The organism is Pectobacterium artocarpous, from assembly GCF_046159765.1.
GTDB lineage: Bacteria > Pseudomonadota > Gammaproteobacteria > Enterobacterales > Enterobacteriaceae > Pectobacterium.
This window is the reverse complement of sequence record NZ_JBJXVK010000013.1, coordinates 18,764-35,694: the sequence shown is the minus strand read 5'-3', so window position 1 is coordinate 35,694 and position 16,931 is coordinate 18,764. Positions and strand designations below refer to the sequence as shown.

At 51.2% G+C, this 16,931-nt stretch carries 14 protein-coding genes; 7 read left to right on the top strand and 7 right to left on the bottom strand.

Features of this window, described 5'->3' with window-relative positions:
* Nucleotides 1-327 precede the first annotated feature (327 nt).
* The 3 genes from ACKQAD_RS10110 to yieE all read right to left on the bottom strand — a co-directional run bounded on the left by ACKQAD_RS10110 (nucleotide 328) and on the right by yieE (nucleotide 5,265).
* Nucleotides 328-2,439, bottom strand: a complete 2,112-nt coding sequence (locus ACKQAD_RS10110) for a TonB-dependent receptor (protein ID WP_409160040.1) — start codon at nucleotides 2,437-2,439, stop codon at nucleotides 328-330.
* A 342-nt stretch (nucleotides 2,440-2,781) separates the two neighbouring features.
* Complete coding sequence (locus ACKQAD_RS10105) at nucleotides 2,782-4,257, bottom strand: amino acid permease (protein ID WP_409160039.1); 1,476 nt, start codon at nucleotides 4,255-4,257, stop codon at nucleotides 2,782-2,784.
* Nucleotides 4,258-4,392: 135 nt separating this feature from the next.
* Nucleotides 4,393-5,265, bottom strand: a complete 873-nt coding sequence (gene yieE / locus ACKQAD_RS10100; protein WP_409160038.1) for a DNA-binding transcriptional regulator YeiE — start codon at nucleotides 5,263-5,265, stop codon at nucleotides 4,393-4,395.
* 118 nt (nucleotides 5,266-5,383) lie between these two features.
* Here yieE and ACKQAD_RS10095 point away from each other — a divergent pair, with 118 nt between their 5' ends.
* Both ACKQAD_RS10095 and nfo read left to right on the top strand, forming a co-directional pair.
* Nucleotides 5,384-6,457 (top strand): YeiH family protein, encoded by a 1,074-nt coding sequence (locus ACKQAD_RS10095; protein WP_409160037.1) that lies wholly within the window; start codon nucleotides 5,384-5,386, stop codon nucleotides 6,455-6,457.
* Nucleotides 6,458-6,525: 68 nt separating this feature from the next.
* Nucleotides 6,526-7,371 carry a deoxyribonuclease IV gene (gene nfo, locus ACKQAD_RS10090; RefSeq protein ID WP_409160036.1) on the top strand — a complete coding sequence of 282 codons (846 nt, stop codon included), beginning with the start codon at nucleotides 6,526-6,528 and terminating at the stop codon, nucleotides 7,369-7,371.
* Nucleotides 7,372-7,740: 369 nt separating this feature from the next.
* On the opposite strand, the gene fruA is transcribed toward nfo, so the two are convergent.
* Genes fruA through fruB form a run of 3 tightly spaced genes read right to left on the bottom strand, consistent with a single transcriptional unit; the run spans nucleotide 7,741 to nucleotide 11,519 of the window.
* Nucleotides 7,741-9,432: a PTS fructose transporter subunit IIBC gene (gene fruA, locus ACKQAD_RS10085; protein WP_409160035.1), complete on the bottom strand. Its 1,692-nt coding sequence runs from the start codon at nucleotides 9,430-9,432 to the stop codon at nucleotides 7,741-7,743.
* A gap of 18 nt (nucleotides 9,433-9,450) precedes the next feature.
* Complete coding sequence (fruK, locus tag ACKQAD_RS10080) at nucleotides 9,451-10,389, bottom strand: 1-phosphofructokinase (protein WP_005967280.1); 939 nt, start codon at nucleotides 10,387-10,389, stop codon at nucleotides 9,451-9,453.
* Nucleotides 10,386-11,519: a fused PTS fructose transporter subunit IIA/HPr protein gene (fruB, locus tag ACKQAD_RS10075; protein WP_409160034.1), complete on the bottom strand. Its 1,134-nt coding sequence runs from the start codon at nucleotides 11,517-11,519 to the stop codon at nucleotides 10,386-10,388. Before fruB ends, fruK begins: the two co-directional genes overlap by 4 nt.
* Before the next feature lie 334 nt (nucleotides 11,520-11,853).
* Between fruB and setB the strand changes: the two genes are divergently transcribed.
* A complete protein-coding gene (gene setB, locus ACKQAD_RS10070) occupies nucleotides 11,854-13,032 on the top strand; it encodes a sugar efflux transporter SetB (RefSeq protein WP_409160033.1) in 1,179 nt (392 codons plus the stop codon).
* A gap of 10 nt (nucleotides 13,033-13,042) precedes the next feature.
* Here the strand turns inward: setB and ACKQAD_RS10065 are convergent, their stop codons facing one another.
* Nucleotides 13,043-13,297 carry a YkgJ family cysteine cluster protein gene (locus ACKQAD_RS10065; protein WP_409160032.1) on the bottom strand — a complete coding sequence of 85 codons (255 nt, stop codon included), beginning with the start codon at nucleotides 13,295-13,297 and terminating at the stop codon, nucleotides 13,043-13,045.
* A gap of 162 nt (nucleotides 13,298-13,459) precedes the next feature.
* Here ACKQAD_RS10065 and yeiP point away from each other — a divergent pair, with 162 nt between their 5' ends.
* The 4 genes from yeiP to mepS all read left to right on the top strand — a co-directional run bounded on the left by yeiP (nucleotide 13,460) and on the right by mepS (nucleotide 16,766).
* A complete protein-coding gene (yeiP, locus tag ACKQAD_RS10060; protein ID WP_263059394.1) occupies nucleotides 13,460-14,032 on the top strand; it encodes an elongation factor P-like protein YeiP in 573 nt (190 codons plus the stop codon).
* An 87-nt stretch (nucleotides 14,033-14,119) separates the two neighbouring features.
* Nucleotides 14,120-15,121: a CobW family GTP-binding protein gene (locus ACKQAD_RS10055; RefSeq protein ID WP_409160031.1), complete on the top strand. Its 1,002-nt coding sequence runs from the start codon at nucleotides 14,120-14,122 to the stop codon at nucleotides 15,119-15,121.
* A gap of 36 nt (nucleotides 15,122-15,157) precedes the next feature.
* Entirely contained in the window at nucleotides 15,158-15,859 is a 702-nt protein-coding gene (locus ACKQAD_RS10050) for a phosphatase PAP2 family protein (RefSeq protein ID WP_409160030.1), read from the top strand.
* Between the two features lie 322 nt (nucleotides 15,860-16,181).
* Complete coding sequence (mepS, locus tag ACKQAD_RS10045; protein ID WP_409160029.1) at nucleotides 16,182-16,766, top strand: bifunctional murein DD-endopeptidase/murein LD-carboxypeptidase; 585 nt, start codon at nucleotides 16,182-16,184, stop codon at nucleotides 16,764-16,766.
* The last annotated feature ends 165 nt before the right edge of the window (nucleotides 16,767-16,931 follow it).

The window sequence follows — 16,931 nt, the reverse complement described above, 5'->3', positions numbered from 1 at the left end:
CATCGGGAATCCATCACTCCGTAACGTGAAGCGTAGTCAGCATTAAAGCAATTAACAATACCTAATATAATGAATTCCATTCATCGACGTTGTTAGCAACGACATTCAGAAATATCACAATAAAACGCCGCGGATAATTGCGTATTGTTCTCATGTCATCAGCAAAGATCATGGCGGCAATAACGGGTCACGACGAATCTCCGTCGTGAATCAGGCAAAATAAATGTGTGAGAAAAACAGCAGAAGCGGTGCTATGTAACTGGAGAGGGAAAGCGAACGGAGGCATCCTCCCCGGAACAAACTTGCCCATTCCGGGGAGGTGTTGCATCAGAAGTTGACGTTTACCGATACCCAGTAGTTACGACCTGGCAGGACGGAGCCTGTGGTTGTCTGACTTGACGTAAAGTAATCACCAGCCGTTGTAGTACCTGTACCAACAGGGAAAACATAGGTTTTGGTGAAATCTTTATCTAACAGGTTGTTGACCGACCCATTCAAGGTGACATCTTTGGAGATCTTATACGAACCTCCCAGATTCACGACAGTAAATGATTTGAAATCCGAGCCAAGATTGTCATGAACAACTTTGTTTGCCGCACTGAGCTGATCATAGTTCTCCGTGAAACGGGCGGTTTTACCCCGATACTCCGCTTTAAGCCAAGTACTCAACTGCTCATTCACCGTCCAATTTACACGAGCATTGGCCATATGCTTAGGCGTATTAGTCAGGCGAGCGCCTGGATTTTCACCGCCTTTTTGCTCGCTGTCGGTAAAGGTGTAATTGACGTTCAACGTCCAGTTATCCGACCACAGAGGAATGGTCGATCCCAGCTCCAGACCTTGCGTGTTCGCTTTACCGATATTGCGGAAACCGATAGTATTACTATCTATATCATAGCTATCGATTTTATTACTGAAATGGTTATGGAATAGCGTCGCATTGGCTGAAAAACCGCTGAAATGCTCGTAGTATGCGCCCAACTCTGTATTGACGCTTTTTTCCGGTTTCAGGCTAGGGTTACCAATCGTGTTACTCTGCCCCTGACGGGAAACACCACTAATACCGTTGTGCAGTTGGGAAAGTTTTGGTGTTTTATAACCCGTACTTATGCCCCCTTTAATCGTTAATTCATCCAGAGCATTCCACACCAAATAAGCACGCGGACTCACATGGCCACCGAAAGCTTCATGATGTTCGTAACGTGCACCTGTCGTCAGCGCCAGAGAGTCAAGCAGCCGCCATTCATCCTCAGCGAACAATGACCAGGAATTCTGCTCAAATTTCTCTCCGCTGTTGACTTGAACCACGCCGTCCTTCATGACCGAATTCCAATACTGGCCGCCGACGCTGAGTAGATGGCTGTCACCAATCGGAGAAACCACCTTAGTGTCCAAAATCAGATTGGTGTTTTTCAACAACCGCTTATCACCCGCATGATTAGCTCTTACCGTCGCATCAGCAATGGCAGAGCCGGGAATAAGTCGGCCTTTGGTTTCCGTTTGATTGAAGGACAAGCTGGAATTCCAGGTGCCAAAATCGAGCTGATTGTCACTTCCCAACGTCACTTTGCGACGCTCATAACGCAGCGTATCCTCATAACCGCCAGATGCGCCTAGCGTCCCTAGCTGACCTTGCTTGTTATCATATTTCTGGTTGGAGACTTCACCATCCAGCCACAGCGTGTTACGGTCATCCAACAACCAGGATAATTTGCCGCCCAAGAGGTAATTATCTGACTTCACCGGATTCGGGCCACGCGTACTCAGTTCCTGCCCTGTTGAGGATGAATTCACCGCTGATGCATCGCGACGGAAGATATTGCCGCGCAGAGCAAGCCCCAATTTGTCTTCGATCAGCGCACCGCTGGAATAAATCGAGAATTTAGAAGCGTCACCATAGTCTCTGTCTTCCTGGAAGGTATGATCCAGCGTGATATTCCCCCCCCACTCTTTCGACGCTCTTTTGGTGATGATATTGACCACACCGCCCATCGCATCGGAACCATATAGCGTTGACATCGGCCCACGGATAACTTCAATACGCTCTATCGCCGCCAACGGAGGGATAAAGCTGGTGTTCATCGTACCAAACCCGTTCGGTGTGACATCCGATGAACCGTTCTGGCGAATACCATCAACCAGAATCAGCGTGTACTCGCTCGGCATACCGCGAATGCTGATGTCAAGGCCGCCCGTTTTACCGGTTGAACTGCGCACATCCACACCTTCCACGTCGCTGAGCGCTTCGCCAAGATCGTTATATTTACGTTTAGTCAGCTCATCCTGACTGACAACTGAAATACTCGCTGCTGCCTCGGTGATTTTTTGTTCATAACCAGAAGCCGTTACAACCAGCGTATCGTCCTGTGCGGCGATAACGGGTGTAGATACGGTTGTAGCAAGCGCCAGTGCCACCGATTTTCTTATATTTATTGCCATGCGTCTGTATCCTCAAAACGAACGTTTTACATTGAGTTTTTTTGTTGAACACATTGTAATGATAGAGAAATAATTGTAAATGAAAATTGAAATCATTTACATACGCAATATGAAAGATGGAGAATTAATATAAAACTTTTTATAAACAGTGTATTAAACAAATCATCTCATCATTAAATCGAGTTAATAAAAAAAAACCTTAAAAAATAAATGTGAATAAATTTGATTTAAATCAACACTAACATATGGAAAAACATGAGAACCCCGATGTACGAAAAGAAAAAAACCAATAAAAAAGGCGACCCCGGTCAAGGAGTCGCCCGTTAACCACGTGCTTACGATTTAGTCTTTATGATCGGGGTAGGTCATATCCTGATATTTGATAAAGCGCGTTCCGCGGCACAGCTTGTAACCGAACCAAATCAGCAGGAACAGCGGGATACCGATGTACGTCGCCGTCACACCATACCAGTCGATTTTATCTTCCAGAAACGCCTGATAATTCTGCCCCAACGTGATGATCAGACAGAGCACAAACGCAAATATCGGCCCCAGCGGGAAGAAACTCGATTGATAAGGCAGGCGGTTCAGATCATGGCCCTGCATAACGTACCCGCGACGGAAGCGATAATGGCTGATGGCGATCCCCAGCCAGGCAATAAAGCCCGTCATACCGGACGTATTCAGCAGCCACAGATAAACCGTTTGGTTGCCATACAAAGAAGACAGGAAACACAGCGCCGCCACCACCGTGGTGGCATACAATGCATTACGCGGTACACCACCTTTTGACAGCTTAGCGAACATGCGCGGCGCTTTGCCTTCCGATGCCAGCGTAAACAGCATACGCGTCGAAGCGTACATCCCCGAGTTACCCGCCGACAGCACCGCAGTCAGGATGACCGCATTCATCACCGCAGCAGCAGACAGCAGGCCCGCCTTCTCAAATACCAGCGTGAACGGGCTCACCGTGATGTCTTTGACATCATTGCGCAACAGGTTCGGATCGGTATACGGAATGATTAAGCTGATAATCAGAATCGCGAAGATGTAGAACAGCAGGATGCGCCAGAAAACCTGACGGATGGCACGCGGAATGTTTTTGCTTGGCTCCTGAGATTCCCCTGCCGCCACACCGATCAGTTCCGTTCCCTGAAAAGAGAAGCCCACGATCATTGCCACACCTATCATGGCAGAGAAGCCACCGGCAAACGGCGCATCGCCAATTTCCCAGTTGTGGAATCCAGCATTTTCCGCACCGCTCATGATGCCCGTAATCATCATCACGCCAACGGCGATGAAAATGATGACCGTCGCCACTTTAATCAGTGAGAACCAATATTCCGCCTCGCCAAACCCTTTCACGGAAATGTAGTTAAGCAGGAACATCAGCGCCAGGAACAGCGCACTCCAAATCCAGCCGGACACCTCTGGGAACCAATATCCCATCACCAGTTGCGCCGCCACCAGATCGACTGCGATGGTCACCGCCCAGTTGTACCAGTAGTTCCAGCCCAGCGCGAAGCCAAACCCTTCTTCGACATAGCGGGAACCATAGCTGGAGAAAGAACCGGAAACCGGCATGAACGCCGCCAGTTCACCCAGGCTGGTCATCAGGAAGTAAACCATCAGCCCGATCAAGGCATAAGACAACAGTGCGCCACCTGGGCCTGCTTGTGAAACCGTCGCACCAGACGCGACAAATAATCCAGTGCCAATCGATCCGCCAATGGCGATCATCGTTAAATGCCGTGCTTTCAGTTCACGGCGCAGGGTCGGTGCGCCCTGTGTAGTTTGTTGAATATCGTGCTGAGCCATTATTATCCCGCGTGCTCGTGCTAAAAATCGAGGCGGGATTGTAGCAAATCGCGCTGTACTGGCTAGTTAAGATCGTCGAGTTATAAGAGAGCTTAATAACTTACGCCCGATTATTAGCAGTAGAAAATATTTTCGCTATGGCGTTTCACAGCAATAACTCAGGAAACGTTGCAGCACATTTGACAGATGTTTCTGCCGATGATGTACCAAATACAGCGTCCGCGTGAGTTTAGGTAGCGGCACCTTCAGTTCCACCAGCGAACCTGACGCCAGTTGTTCGGCAATAACATGTCTCGACAGGCAACTGATGCCGATCCCGTGGCGAACTGCATGCTTAATCGCCTCCGAATTACCTAATTCCATTACCAGATGGAAATGCGACAGGTGCGTCAGCAGCAAATGATCCAGCACTTCGCGCGTACCTGAGCCACGTTCACGCAGGATCCAATGTGCATCCGCCAGCGCCGCTAATGATACCGTACCCCGGCTCAGCGGATGGTCGGGAGAACAAAACACCACCAGCTCATCTTCCAGCCAGGGCTGCGTAATCAAATCAGGATGATGGCAAGGCCCTTCGATCAATCCCAAGTCAACACTGAATTCAGACACCCGGGTGATCACATCTTTCGTATTGCCTACATGCAGTTCCAGCGGTATTTCAGGGTAGTCATGGCGATAGTGGGCAATCATCTCGGGCAACAGATAGTTACCGATGGTACTGCTGGCATAGATACGCAGTGCACCATTTTCACGGCGAAAAAGTTGTTCAATTTCCATTGACTGTTCGAGTAATGCCAGCGCCTTGGGGTACAGCAGGCGGCCATGTTCATTAACCACCAGACGTTTGCCAACGCGATCGAAAAGTTGAACCCCCAACTGCCCTTCTAAATCCGCCAGCGCGGCGCTGACAGCCGATTGAGACAGGGCAAGCACAACGGAGGCCTGCGTCGTTGAACCACTTTTCAGGACTTCGGCAAAGACTTCCAGTTGACGTAACGTGATATGCATAGTGCGCTCTTTATCTGAAATACCTATAGGTTATAAATATATAATCAATTTCTCTTTTAATCTCGTGGATTATAAGCTGGCTTCTCAATTCGGTACGGTCAGAATAGGCACCAAACCCATGGCTCTTCCTGCAACGTTACAAGCGATGGTTCCACCTGATGGAGCAAAAGCACGATTACCCGGTCTGCTGTTAGTCAGTTTAATAACTTTTTCACTCCTCTGGCTGGCAAATATTCCGAAAATCGCCCACTGGGGGCCGGGTTCGCTGACATTAGCGATCCTGATCGGGATCGTGCTGGGAAACAGCGTTTATCCGCGCCTTCATCCTCTGTGCGACCCCGGCGTGCAGTGGACCAAACAGTATCTACTCCGCTGGGGCATCATACTTTATGGCTTTCGTCTCAGCTTTCAGCAGGTGACTGCCGTTGGCGTTACCGGGATTGCCGTCGATCTGAGCGTGGTCGCGCTGACATTTTTACTCGCCTGCTGGATGGGCAAGCGCTGGCTGAAGCTCGACAACGAAACCGTGATGCTTATCGGCGCTGGCAGCAGCATCTGCGGCGCGGCGGCAATCATGGCAACCGCACCTGTTGTCAAAGCATCCAGTAATGCCATTGCTGTCGCTGTTTCCAGCGTGGTGATTTTCGGTACGACAGCCATGTTTTTGTATCCATGGCTCTATCAGCTCAATCTCGAACATCACTGGATTAACGCCACTCCGCAGATCGTCGGTCTGTACTTTGGTTCGACGATACATGAAGTCGCTCAGGTCGTTGCCGCCGGACATGCTGTCGATGGCACCACGGAAAACATCGCCGTCATCAGTAAAATGCTGCGCGTGATGCTGCTGGCGCCTTTCCTTGTCATTCTTGGGTTTTGCCTGAAAAAGGCGACGCAAAAAAGTGATGCGCAAGACGCGATTCCACTGATGTTCCCGTGGTTTGCCTTGGGATTCATCGCCGTGGCCGCTTTCAATTCCTTCCAGCTCCTTTCTCCCGTCGTTGTCACGCAACTGGTCCAGCTTGATAATCTACTGCTGACCATGGCGATGGTTGCACTGGGGCTCACAACCCGATTCAGTGCCATCCGTCAGGCCGGTGCCAAACCGCTGCTGCTGGCTCTCATTCTGTTTATCTGGCTGGTGGTTGGCGGCGCAGGCATCAATCTGTTCTTCGAACATTTATTCGGCTAACGATAAATTATTTACCTGTTAACGTCTCATTAACCTGCATAATGTCTCCGTTACCAGAGGAGACCAACATGAAATACATCGGGGCGCACGTTAGCGCAGCAGGCGGGGTCGATCAGGCCGTGATTCGCGCACATGAGATAAAGGCAACGGCTTTCGCATTATTTACCAAGAATCAGCGCCAATGGCAGGCCGCGCCGCTCAGCATCGAGGTCATTGACCGTTTTAAAGCCGCCTGTGAACAGTACGCTTATACGTCAGCACAGATCCTGCCCCACGACAGCTATCTGATTAATCTGGGCCATCCGGACGACGAGGCGTTAGAGAAATCACGCATCGCGTTTATCGATGAAATGTCCCGCTGTCAGCAGCTTGGGCTGAGCCTGCTGAATTTTCACCCCGGTAGTCATCTGAAACAGATTGAAGAAGCAGACTGTCTGGCCCGTATCGCCGAGTCCATCAATATCGCGCTGGCGGAAACGGACGGTGTTACCGCCGTGATTGAAAACACCGCCGGACAAGGCAGTAATCTCGGTTTCCGCTTTGAGCATCTGGCAGCCATCATCGATGCTGTAGAAGATAAAAGCCGCGTTGGTGTCTGTATCGATACCTGTCACGCCTTCGCCGGCGGCTACGATCTGCGAACAGAAGCGGATTGTGAGGCCACCTTTGCTGAATTTGATCGCATTGTTGGGTTTCGCTATCTGCGCGGAATGCATTTGAACGATGCGAAGAGCGCGTTCGCCAGTCGCGTTGACCGGCACCATAGTCTGGGGGAAGGCAATATCGGCAAAACGGCCTTCAGCTATATTATGAAAGATGCCCGTTTTGATGGTATCCCGATGATTCTGGAGACAATCAACCCTGATATCTGGGCCGACGAAATCGCCTGGCTCAAATCCGAAGCGCAGTGCTGATTAACCTTTTTATCTCATAAAGTTGCAACATGTTTTTAAAGTTGCTAGTCGATTGTGCCAAACGGAGGTAATGGGTAGATCGTAAAGACGCTGTGAATACCTCCCTGTACGCTCGGCTTGCGCAGATATGAATCTCACCCCTGAGATTCATATCTGCGCAAGCGACGTTCAAAAACGTTCCTGACGTTTTTGTCCATGGCGCAAACGCTTTACTCTTCTATCCCATTCCTCCGCTTCCGTTCCTCGGATAAGTTTTCTTGAAGCTCAAGGGGCAGAACCCATAAAAAAGCGCCAGAGGGTTACCCAACTGGCGCTATCTCATTCACATCCTTGTGTTATGGCATGACTTTTTAACGACGATAATCAGACTTACGCGACTTTCGCCAGTTGTTCATCAGAGCGCTTCAGCAGCGCATACAGCACGCCAGCCACAACGGTTCCCGCCACGATCGCTAACAGGTAGCCGATAACCGGGGTAATCGCACCAGGAATCAGCAGCACGAACAGACCGCCGTGTGGTGCCATCAGCTTAGCGCCCACCGCCATTGACAGCGCACCGGTCAGTGCACCACCGATAATACAGCAAGGCAGAACGCGCATTGGATCACGTGCCGCGTAAGGAATCGCCCCTTCGGAAATAAAGCACAGGCCCAGTACAAATGCCGCTTTGCCCCCTTCACGCTCGGTCGGATTGAATTTCTTACTTGCCAGTACGGTTGCCAGCCCCATCGCCAGCGGTGGCACCATACCTGCTGCCATCACCGCCGCCATCGGCGCATAAATCTGGCTACTGAGTAAGGTTGTACCGAAGACGTAAGCCACTTTGTTAACCGGGCCGCCCATATCTGTACACATCATTGCACCCAGGATCGCGCCCAGAATCACCGCGTTTGCCGTGCCCATGGATTGCAGCCAGCCTGTCAGGCCCGTCAGGATTTTCGCCACCGGCGTACCGACGACATAAATCATGATAAGACCGGTGATCAACGTAGCAAACAATGGAATGATCAGAATCGGTTTTAGCGCCGTCAGACTTTGCGGCAGAATCAGCTTATTGTTGATCGCTTTGACCACATAACCGGCCAGGAAACCCGCGATGATCCCACCGAGGAAGCCCGCTCCGGTACTCACCGCCAACATCCCGCCAACCAGACCCGGCGTTAAGCCTGGACGATCCGCAATGGAGAACGCGATATAACCCGCCAGCACCGGCACCATTAGTGCGAAGGCAGAACCGCCACCGATCTTCATCAGCGCCGCTGCCAGCGTACCTTCCTGTTTAAAGGCTTCAATACCAAAGACAAACGACAGGGCTATACACAGACCGCCCGCGACCACCATCGGCAGCATGTAAGATACGCCGGTCAGCAGGTGGCGATAGGGACCCGTTCCGCCTTTCTGTGCAGACTCGCTCGCGCTAGACGCACTGGTTTGCCCGGACGGCTGATACACTTTCGCTTCAGCCTGCGCTTTATCTAACTCCTGCGCCGTTTTCTTCAGCGCCAACCCTGTGGAAGTGCGATACATCTTCTTGCCCGCAAACTTCGCCAGATCGACTTCAATATCGGCAGCAACGATCACTAGATCGGCCTGCTCCACTTCTTCTGGGGTAATCGCGTTGCCTGCGCCCACAGAGCCACGCGTTTCAACCTTAACCCACCAGCCGCGTTTTTTCGCTTCGCTTTCAATCGCTTCGGCCGCCATAAACGTGTGCGCGACGCCAGTCGGACACGCCGTTACGGCAACAATACGCTTAGCAGAGGCAGGTTGCTGAACAGAAGCTGGCGCGACAACCTGATACGTCGTTGCTTCAGCCTGCGCTTTCGCCAAAAAGGCTTCCGGTTGTGAAACAGCCCGCTCAATGTCACCGACATAAACCTGTTTGCCATTCAGTGCGCTGTCCGCCGCAGCGGATGCACCCAGAACGATCGCCAGTTCAGCGTCGTTAGCCTGTTCTGTAAACGTCACCCCTGCTTTCGCAGCGGCAGCGCCGAGTAGGTTCTTCACCAGTTGGCTTCTCGCCAGGCCCAGTGATTTATCCAAAATCAGCAGCGTTTTCATTGTTTATCTCCTGCTGTATCAGTTAAAGGGTTTCAGGTCGACACGCGCCATCATCGCGGCCAACTGAGGACGATCGGTAATACCAACATTACTTTGGCTCACGGCCAGAGCCGAAACTGCCGTCGCCAAACGCAGAGTGTGCTCACTGGACTCACGCATTAATAAGCCATAAATCAACCCCCCAACCATGGAGTCGCCCGCCCCTACCGTACTTACCACATCACAAGCCGGTGGTTTTGCCAGCCAGGCACCCGATGCATTCACCCACAGCGCGCCTTCTGCACCCAGTGAGATCACAACATGCGCAATACCCTGCTCACGCAGCGCGTGGGCGGCATCCACCACATCAGCCAGCGTAGGTAATTTACGCCCAGCCCATATCTCCAGCTCCCGGCGGTTTGGTTTCACCAACCAGGGAGAGGCTTTCAATCCCGCCACCAGCGCTTCACGGCTGCTGTCGAAAATAATGCAAGGACACTGCGTACGCAGACGAGACATCCAGTCGGTAAACGCATCAGGATCGACGCCAGCAGGCAGACTGCCGCTCACCGCGACCATGTCGAACTGCCCCAGCCAGCTCAGCGAATCATTGACGAAACGCTGCCAGTCTTGCTGTGTCACTTCAAAACCGGAAAAGTTGAAGTCAGTTACATCGCCATCTTTTTCGGTTAATTTGACGTTAATGCGCGTACGTCCTGGCACAACCTGGAAACGGTTAGCAATACCCAGCTCACTGAACAGTTGCTGAAAACCATCCTGATTGTCTTTGCCCAGAAAGCCACCTACCGTGACATCAATCCCGAGATCTTTAAGCACCTTGGCAACGTTAATGCCTTTGCCCGCGGCGTGCAGACCCGCTGTCTGAACCAGATTGACTTCGCCTTTCTCCACTTCCGGGCAATAGCCAACCAGGTCATAAGCTGGATTCAGGGTGATTGTGGCTACTCTCCTGCTCATGCCGCCCCCTCGCCCAAACCGGACGTAATCGCGTCGCCAATAGCGGCCAGTGCTTGTTCCGCATCGCTGCCGCTGGCGGTGAAACGCAGTTTGTGACCTTTTTTCACGCCCAGCGCGACCACTTTCATCAGGCTGCGGCCATTTGCCGGTTTACCCGTGCCATCCAGGTTGGTGACAGTAATCTCACTGCTGAACTGTTTGATCACATTCACCAGCATGGTTCCCGGACGTGCGTGCAAACCGTGCTCGTTGCGAATGGTAAATTCTGCCGTCAGCACTTCGCTCTCTTCCGGTACATCGCTGGTTAAAAGTGCCAGCAGCGTCGGTGCGTCAGCCGTCAGCAGACGATCCGCTTTTTGTGCAATCAGCAGGTTGCTCAGGTAATTGATCGGCGCAAAAGCCTGATCGTCAGCCGCAACCACCGTGACCAATAACGCCACGTTTTCACCATCAACGCTGAAAGGTGTAGCCGGACGCGCCACCGCTGCTGCGCTGCTGAGGTTACCCACTGCGCTATCGCTGAACCACACGCCTTGTCCCAGATTCAACGGCTTGTTGCTGACAGCGGTGCTGACGAAGCTGGCGTCTGCTGCGCCGACCTGCTGAAGACGACCCGCATTCAGCGCCTGAAGCGTCAGCAGATTATCGGTCGTCACATCCAGCGCAATCAGCGAGGTATCAAAGCGGAACTCCGCCAGTTGTTGCTCGCCCATCAGCAGGCTACGCAGTTCTTCTGCTGACGTGGTGCTTGCCAAGCGAGCCGCTACGCGATCGTCGCTCAGGACGTGAGTCAGTTGGCGCAGCAACGCCAGATGTTCATCAGAGCGGGCTGCAATTCCCAACACCACATAAGCGGTTTGATCTTCACCCCAGGCGATACCCTGAGGAAACTGGAATACTTGAACCCCGGTCTTCAATACCAGATCGCGGGTATCGGTGGTGCCGTGAGGGATAGCAATACCGCTTCCCAAATAGGTGGATGTTTGCTGTTCGCGCTGTAGCATGCCGTCGACATACCCTGCGTTAACGCACCCGGCATCGGTCAATGCTGAAGCAACAAGCTGGATAGCTTCCTGCTTATTGCTGGCCGCTGCACCCAAATGAATATCTTGCTGTGACAACTGGAACATGGCTCTCCTCTCTTGCTGAAAGTTGAATCGTTTCAGCTTTTATGAGAAAAAAATGTGTAGATTGCTAGGGCGTTTCAAAAAAAATCCCGCTGAAACGTTTCAAAAGTCTCATTCTATTACGTCATTTATGCAAGCTTTCTACGCTGCTGACGTAACAGAATTTTGACATCACGCACATTTTAACGTGGATGAGGCGCTGCATGCCAACAAAAATCCGTAAATGGCTGAAGCCGTGCTGACGAAAAATAATGAAACAAGATTTCTGTTTCATTATAAACCCGAGTAGTATGTCGCGCTCGACAGCCTCTGCCTATTTTCCAAGCGCTATCAACTTATGTTCACTCCTGCAAACACAACACGACGCCCGCTTGACCTGACATCGTCAGCATTCCTGGTTATTGCCTTTCTTACCGGAACGGCTGGTGCCCTGCAACTTCCCACGCTCAGCCTCTTTCTTTCCAGCGAAGTGCAAGCTCGTCCTTTTCTGGTGGGGATGTTTTACACCGGCAGTGCGGTTATCGGCATTGTCGTCAGCCAAATGCTGGCTACGCGTTCTGACCGTCAGGGCGATCGCAAATCGCTGATCTTCGTCTGCTGCCTGCTGGGCGCACTGGCCTGTATGCTGTTTGCATGGAACCGTAACTACTTTATTCTGCTTTTTATTGGCGTTCTGCTGAGCAGCTTTGGCTCGACAGCAAATCCGCAACTTTTTGCGCTGGCGCGCGAGCATGCGGATAAAACGGGTCGTGAAGCGGCGATGTTCAGCTCCATCCTCCGCGCCCAAATTTCTCTCGCCTGGGTTGTTGGCCCACCAATCGCTTTTGCGCTGGCATTGGGATTCGGCTTCACGGCGATGTACCTGACCGCGGCTACCGTCTTTATCTTGTGCGGCATTCTGGTCAAACTCTTCCTGCCTTCCATGCCCAAAGCCGTGGAAAAGACCACCTCTACGCTGGAATCGCCGCGTCGTAATCGCAAGGACACGCTCTTGCTGTTCATTGCCTGTACCTTGATGTGGGCCTGCAACGGGATTTACCTCATTAATATGCCACTGTATCTGGTGCATGAACTGCATCTGCCGGAAAAGCTGGCAGGGATCATGATGGGTGTGGCTGCCGGGCTGGAAATTCCGGTCATGCTGATTGCTGGTTACGTTGCTAAACGCTTCGGGAAACGTTTCCTGATGCGGCTTGCCGTTGCCTCCGGCTTGCTGTTCTTCGGCGGCTTGCTAGTTCTCGATGGGGAAATAGCCCTACTGGGGTTACAAGCGCTGAACGCGATCTTTATTGGCATTCTGGCCGGAATCGGCATGCTTTATTTTCAGGATTTAATGCCTGGACAGGCCGGTGCCGCCACCACGCTGTTTACCAATACCACGCGTGTCGGCTGGATCATCTCTGGCTCACTGGCCGGGATCGTTGCTGAAATATGGAACTATCACGCTGTATTCTTCTTTGCGCTGCTGATGATCGTCGGTTCCATCTATTGCATGTGGCACATCAAAGACGCCTGACCGCAGCACGTTAAGGTGCAGTATCGGCTTCCAGTTTAAGCAGGTAAACCATCGCCTCATCCCGATGACTGAAGCACATATCTGCGTGCGGCTGTAGCCCTGCACAGACCGCGGGTCGCAGCGGTGAATGAAACAATCCGCAGCGCATCGCGTCATCGAGATGGATACAGGGCGTGTTCGCGGGCTTGCCGTGCGGCAGCCCCGGCATCGGCGTTGAAATCGATGGCGCAGTACAACAGGCACCGCAGTGGGGGCGACAGTCCATCAGCAAGCTCTCCGGTGGGCTGACAAAAGATAGAGAGCGCCACCATAACAGCCCTTCCACCAAAAACCAATATCAGCCCTTTTATCTTATCACTTGCCTGAATTCTCCGGCGCGAGTAACGTGTCGCCACAAAAATCACACTCCTTATAGCAGGTAATTTTTATGGCAAGAGCGAACGAGATTAAACGCGGTATGGTCGTTAACTATAACGACAAGTTATTGCTGGTAAAGGATATCGATGTCCAGAGCCCCAGCGCCCGCGGTGCCAGCACACTGTACAAAATGCGCTTTTCTGACGTACGCACTGGGTTGAAAGTAGAAGAGCGCTTCAAAGGCGATGATATTCTCGACACAATCACACTGACGCGTCGCACGGTCACCTTCTCTTATATTGACGGCGACGAATACGTCTTTATGGATGATGAGGACTACACCCCTTACCTCTTCAAAAAAGATCAAATAGAAGAAGAGCTGTTGTTTATCCCTGAAGGCGGCATGCCGGGAATTCAGGTATTGAGCTGGGACGGTCAGATCATCGCGCTGGAACTGCCACAAACGGTAGACCTGGAAATCATTGATACGGCACCGGGCATTAAAGGTGCCTCCGCCAGTGCACGCAACAAACCTGCCACCATGAGCACGGGCCTGACCATTCCTGTGCCAGAATACCTGAGCGCGGGTGAAAAAATCCGTATTCACATTCCAGAACGTCGCTATATGGGGCGCGCAGACTAAGATGAAAACTCGCGCTGTCAGCGTGATACTTGTCGCTGGATGACACATCCGGCACACGTCAACCTTCTACACGCAGAGGAGCCTGCCATGCTAACGAAAGTCAATTTGATTACGGGGTTTCTGGGAAGTGGAAAAACCACCACTATCCGTCATCTTCTTTCACAAAAACCGGAAGACGAAGTCTGGGCAGTGCTGGTCAATGAATTTGGCGAAGTAGGGATTGACGGCGCACTACTGGCTGACAGCGACGCTGTGTTGAAAGAGATTCCCGGTGGCTGCATGTGCTGCGTGAACGGTCTGCCTATGCAGGTTGGCCTGAATAAGCTGCTGCAACAGAAAAAGCCCCACCGTCTGCTCATCGAACCAACAGGACTCGGCCACCCCAAACAAATTCTTTCGTTGCTGATGAGCGATATTTATCAGCCCTGGCTGACATTACAGGCCACGCTGTGCCTGTTGGATGCACGCCAGTTAAGTGAGCCTCGTTACACGGAAAATGAGAATTTCCGCGATCAACTTGCCGCCGCAGATATCATTATTGCCAACAAACGTGATACCTATACCCCCGACAATCTCACAGCCCTGCAGCAGTGGCAGCAGGCAAGTGCCGACGATCGGCAAATTATCGAAGCCAGTCAGGGAAACATCGACCGACAACTGCTCGACCAACCACAACACAATGCATCGCAAAACCGTGTGCGCGAACTTCCAGATGGGGCCCACCACCACTCACATAAGACAACAAACAGTTTGGCCGCGCTGCAATTACCAGGTGGGCAGCCCTGGCGCCGTTCGCTCAATCAGGGACAGGGCTATCACGCCTGTGGCTGGATATTCGCACCTGAAACCGCTTTTGATACCGCCGCTCTGCTGGACTGGGTTCGTCTTTCTCCCGTAAGCCGGGTTAAAGGGGTGATGCGTATAAAAGAAGGGACGCTCGTCGTTAACCGTCAGGGGCACGATCTGCATATAGAAACTCGATCGGCGGCACCCATTGATAGCCGTATCGAAATCATCAATGAAACACCGGCAGAATGGAATACGTTACAAGCCTCATTGTTAAAGGCTCGTTTAGCTAACGTAGACTAAACTGAATTTTTCGTCTTTTTTTGGATGCTTTGCCTTATGTCTTTTGCTCGTCTTTCTTCTATTCTAGTGCTCAATGCCTTGGGCATTGGTTTGTTCTTATCCTGGTACCTGCTGGAAAATCATGGCTTTTGGTTCACACTCGACAGCCATATCTTTTTCTATTTCAATCGTCTCTTAGTTGATAGTCCGGCGTTTTTACATTTGGTTGCCATTACCAACAACCGCGCCTTTGACGGCTGTGCGCTCATTGCGATGGGTCTGCTGTATCTGTCGTTTTATCTGAAAGCCACGCCCACAGAACGCCGCCGTTTGCTGATCATCGGCTTTATCATGCTGCTAACCGCCGTGGTGCTGAATCAGGCAGGACATTTATTACCCGTGCAGCACGCCAGCCCGACGCTCTATTTTAGCGACGTCAATCGCGTTTCTGATTTAACCGGTATTCCGACCAAAGATGCTTCATCTGACAGTTTCCCTGGCGACCACGGCATGATGCTGATGATCTTTGCTGCTTTTATGTTGCGCTATTTCACCCGCACCGCTTTTGTTATCGGTCTGATCATCATGGTGATTTTCTCATTGCCTCGCATCATGATTGGCGCGCATTGGTTTACCGATATTGCAGTCGGTTCGCTCTCGGTTGTTCTGGTTGGCCTGAGCTGGTGGCTATTAACGCCAGCAAGCGATGCTGCCATTGCCCTGTTAAACCGACTATTACCTAAAAAATCGACAGTATAAATCCCTATGACTTCAGATTTTTTACATCGCTATTTTTTAGCTGAACACATCATTAAATCTTATAAATAAAATAGTTAAAACTTCTCGCAATCCTGCTGCTGTTGCGGTAGTCTCGTTCAAGTTTGCTTTTTAGCGCATACTGAACTAGCAGCGGCAAGAGAAATAATGTGCATTCCGACACATTTTCGCCGAGGAGTGTTTGGCTAAGAAGAAACTCTGTTTTAGTCTGAGTCTCGTTTTCGTTTGGCATTTATGCCCCAGTGAAATGGGGATGCTACATAGCGATATTTATCGTTAAGGACAGCAAGGGAACATAACAATAATGGTCAAGTCTCAACCGATTCTGAGATATATCTGGCGGGCAGTGCCTGCCGTCGCGGTAGCAATGATGCTCTCCGCCTGTGGAAGTAACAGTGCATATAACCATAAAGCTCAAACTGATATGCATGCAGTTAATGATAAAGATGGTCTTTTACTGCAAGCCTCTCAGGATGAATTTGAAGCATTGGTTCGTAACGTGGACATCAAGTCCAAATTACTTAACCAATATGCCAGTTGGAAAGGTGTTCGTTACCGCTTAGGTGGTGATAGTCGCCGTGGCATTGATTGCTCAGCTTTCGTTCAGCGTACATTCCGCGAACAGTTTGGTATGGATTTACCGCGTTCGACCTATGAGCAGCAAGAGATGGGCCAAAAAATTCAGCGCAATAAACTGCGCGTGGGCGATCTTGTTTTGTTCCGTGCCGGTTCAACCGGACGCCACGTTGGTATTTACCTCGGCAACGATCAGTTCGTCCACGCATCAACCAGCAGCGGCGTTATTATTTCTAAAATGACGGAAAACTACTGGAATAAGCGTTATCAGGAAGGACGCCGTGTTCTGAGTAAAGGAACAACGACTAGCTGATGCGTATCCACTCCCTTGCTGTGATATTCTTTTACTAGTAAAAGAACCTTGCTGTAGCCAACAAAACGAGACGACATCAACACTGCTTTTAACAAGCGGCGTTTTTTTATGACGGACATCCTTGTTCGTCACCCCACGGGACGTTGCTGACACAACGTTAAAAAT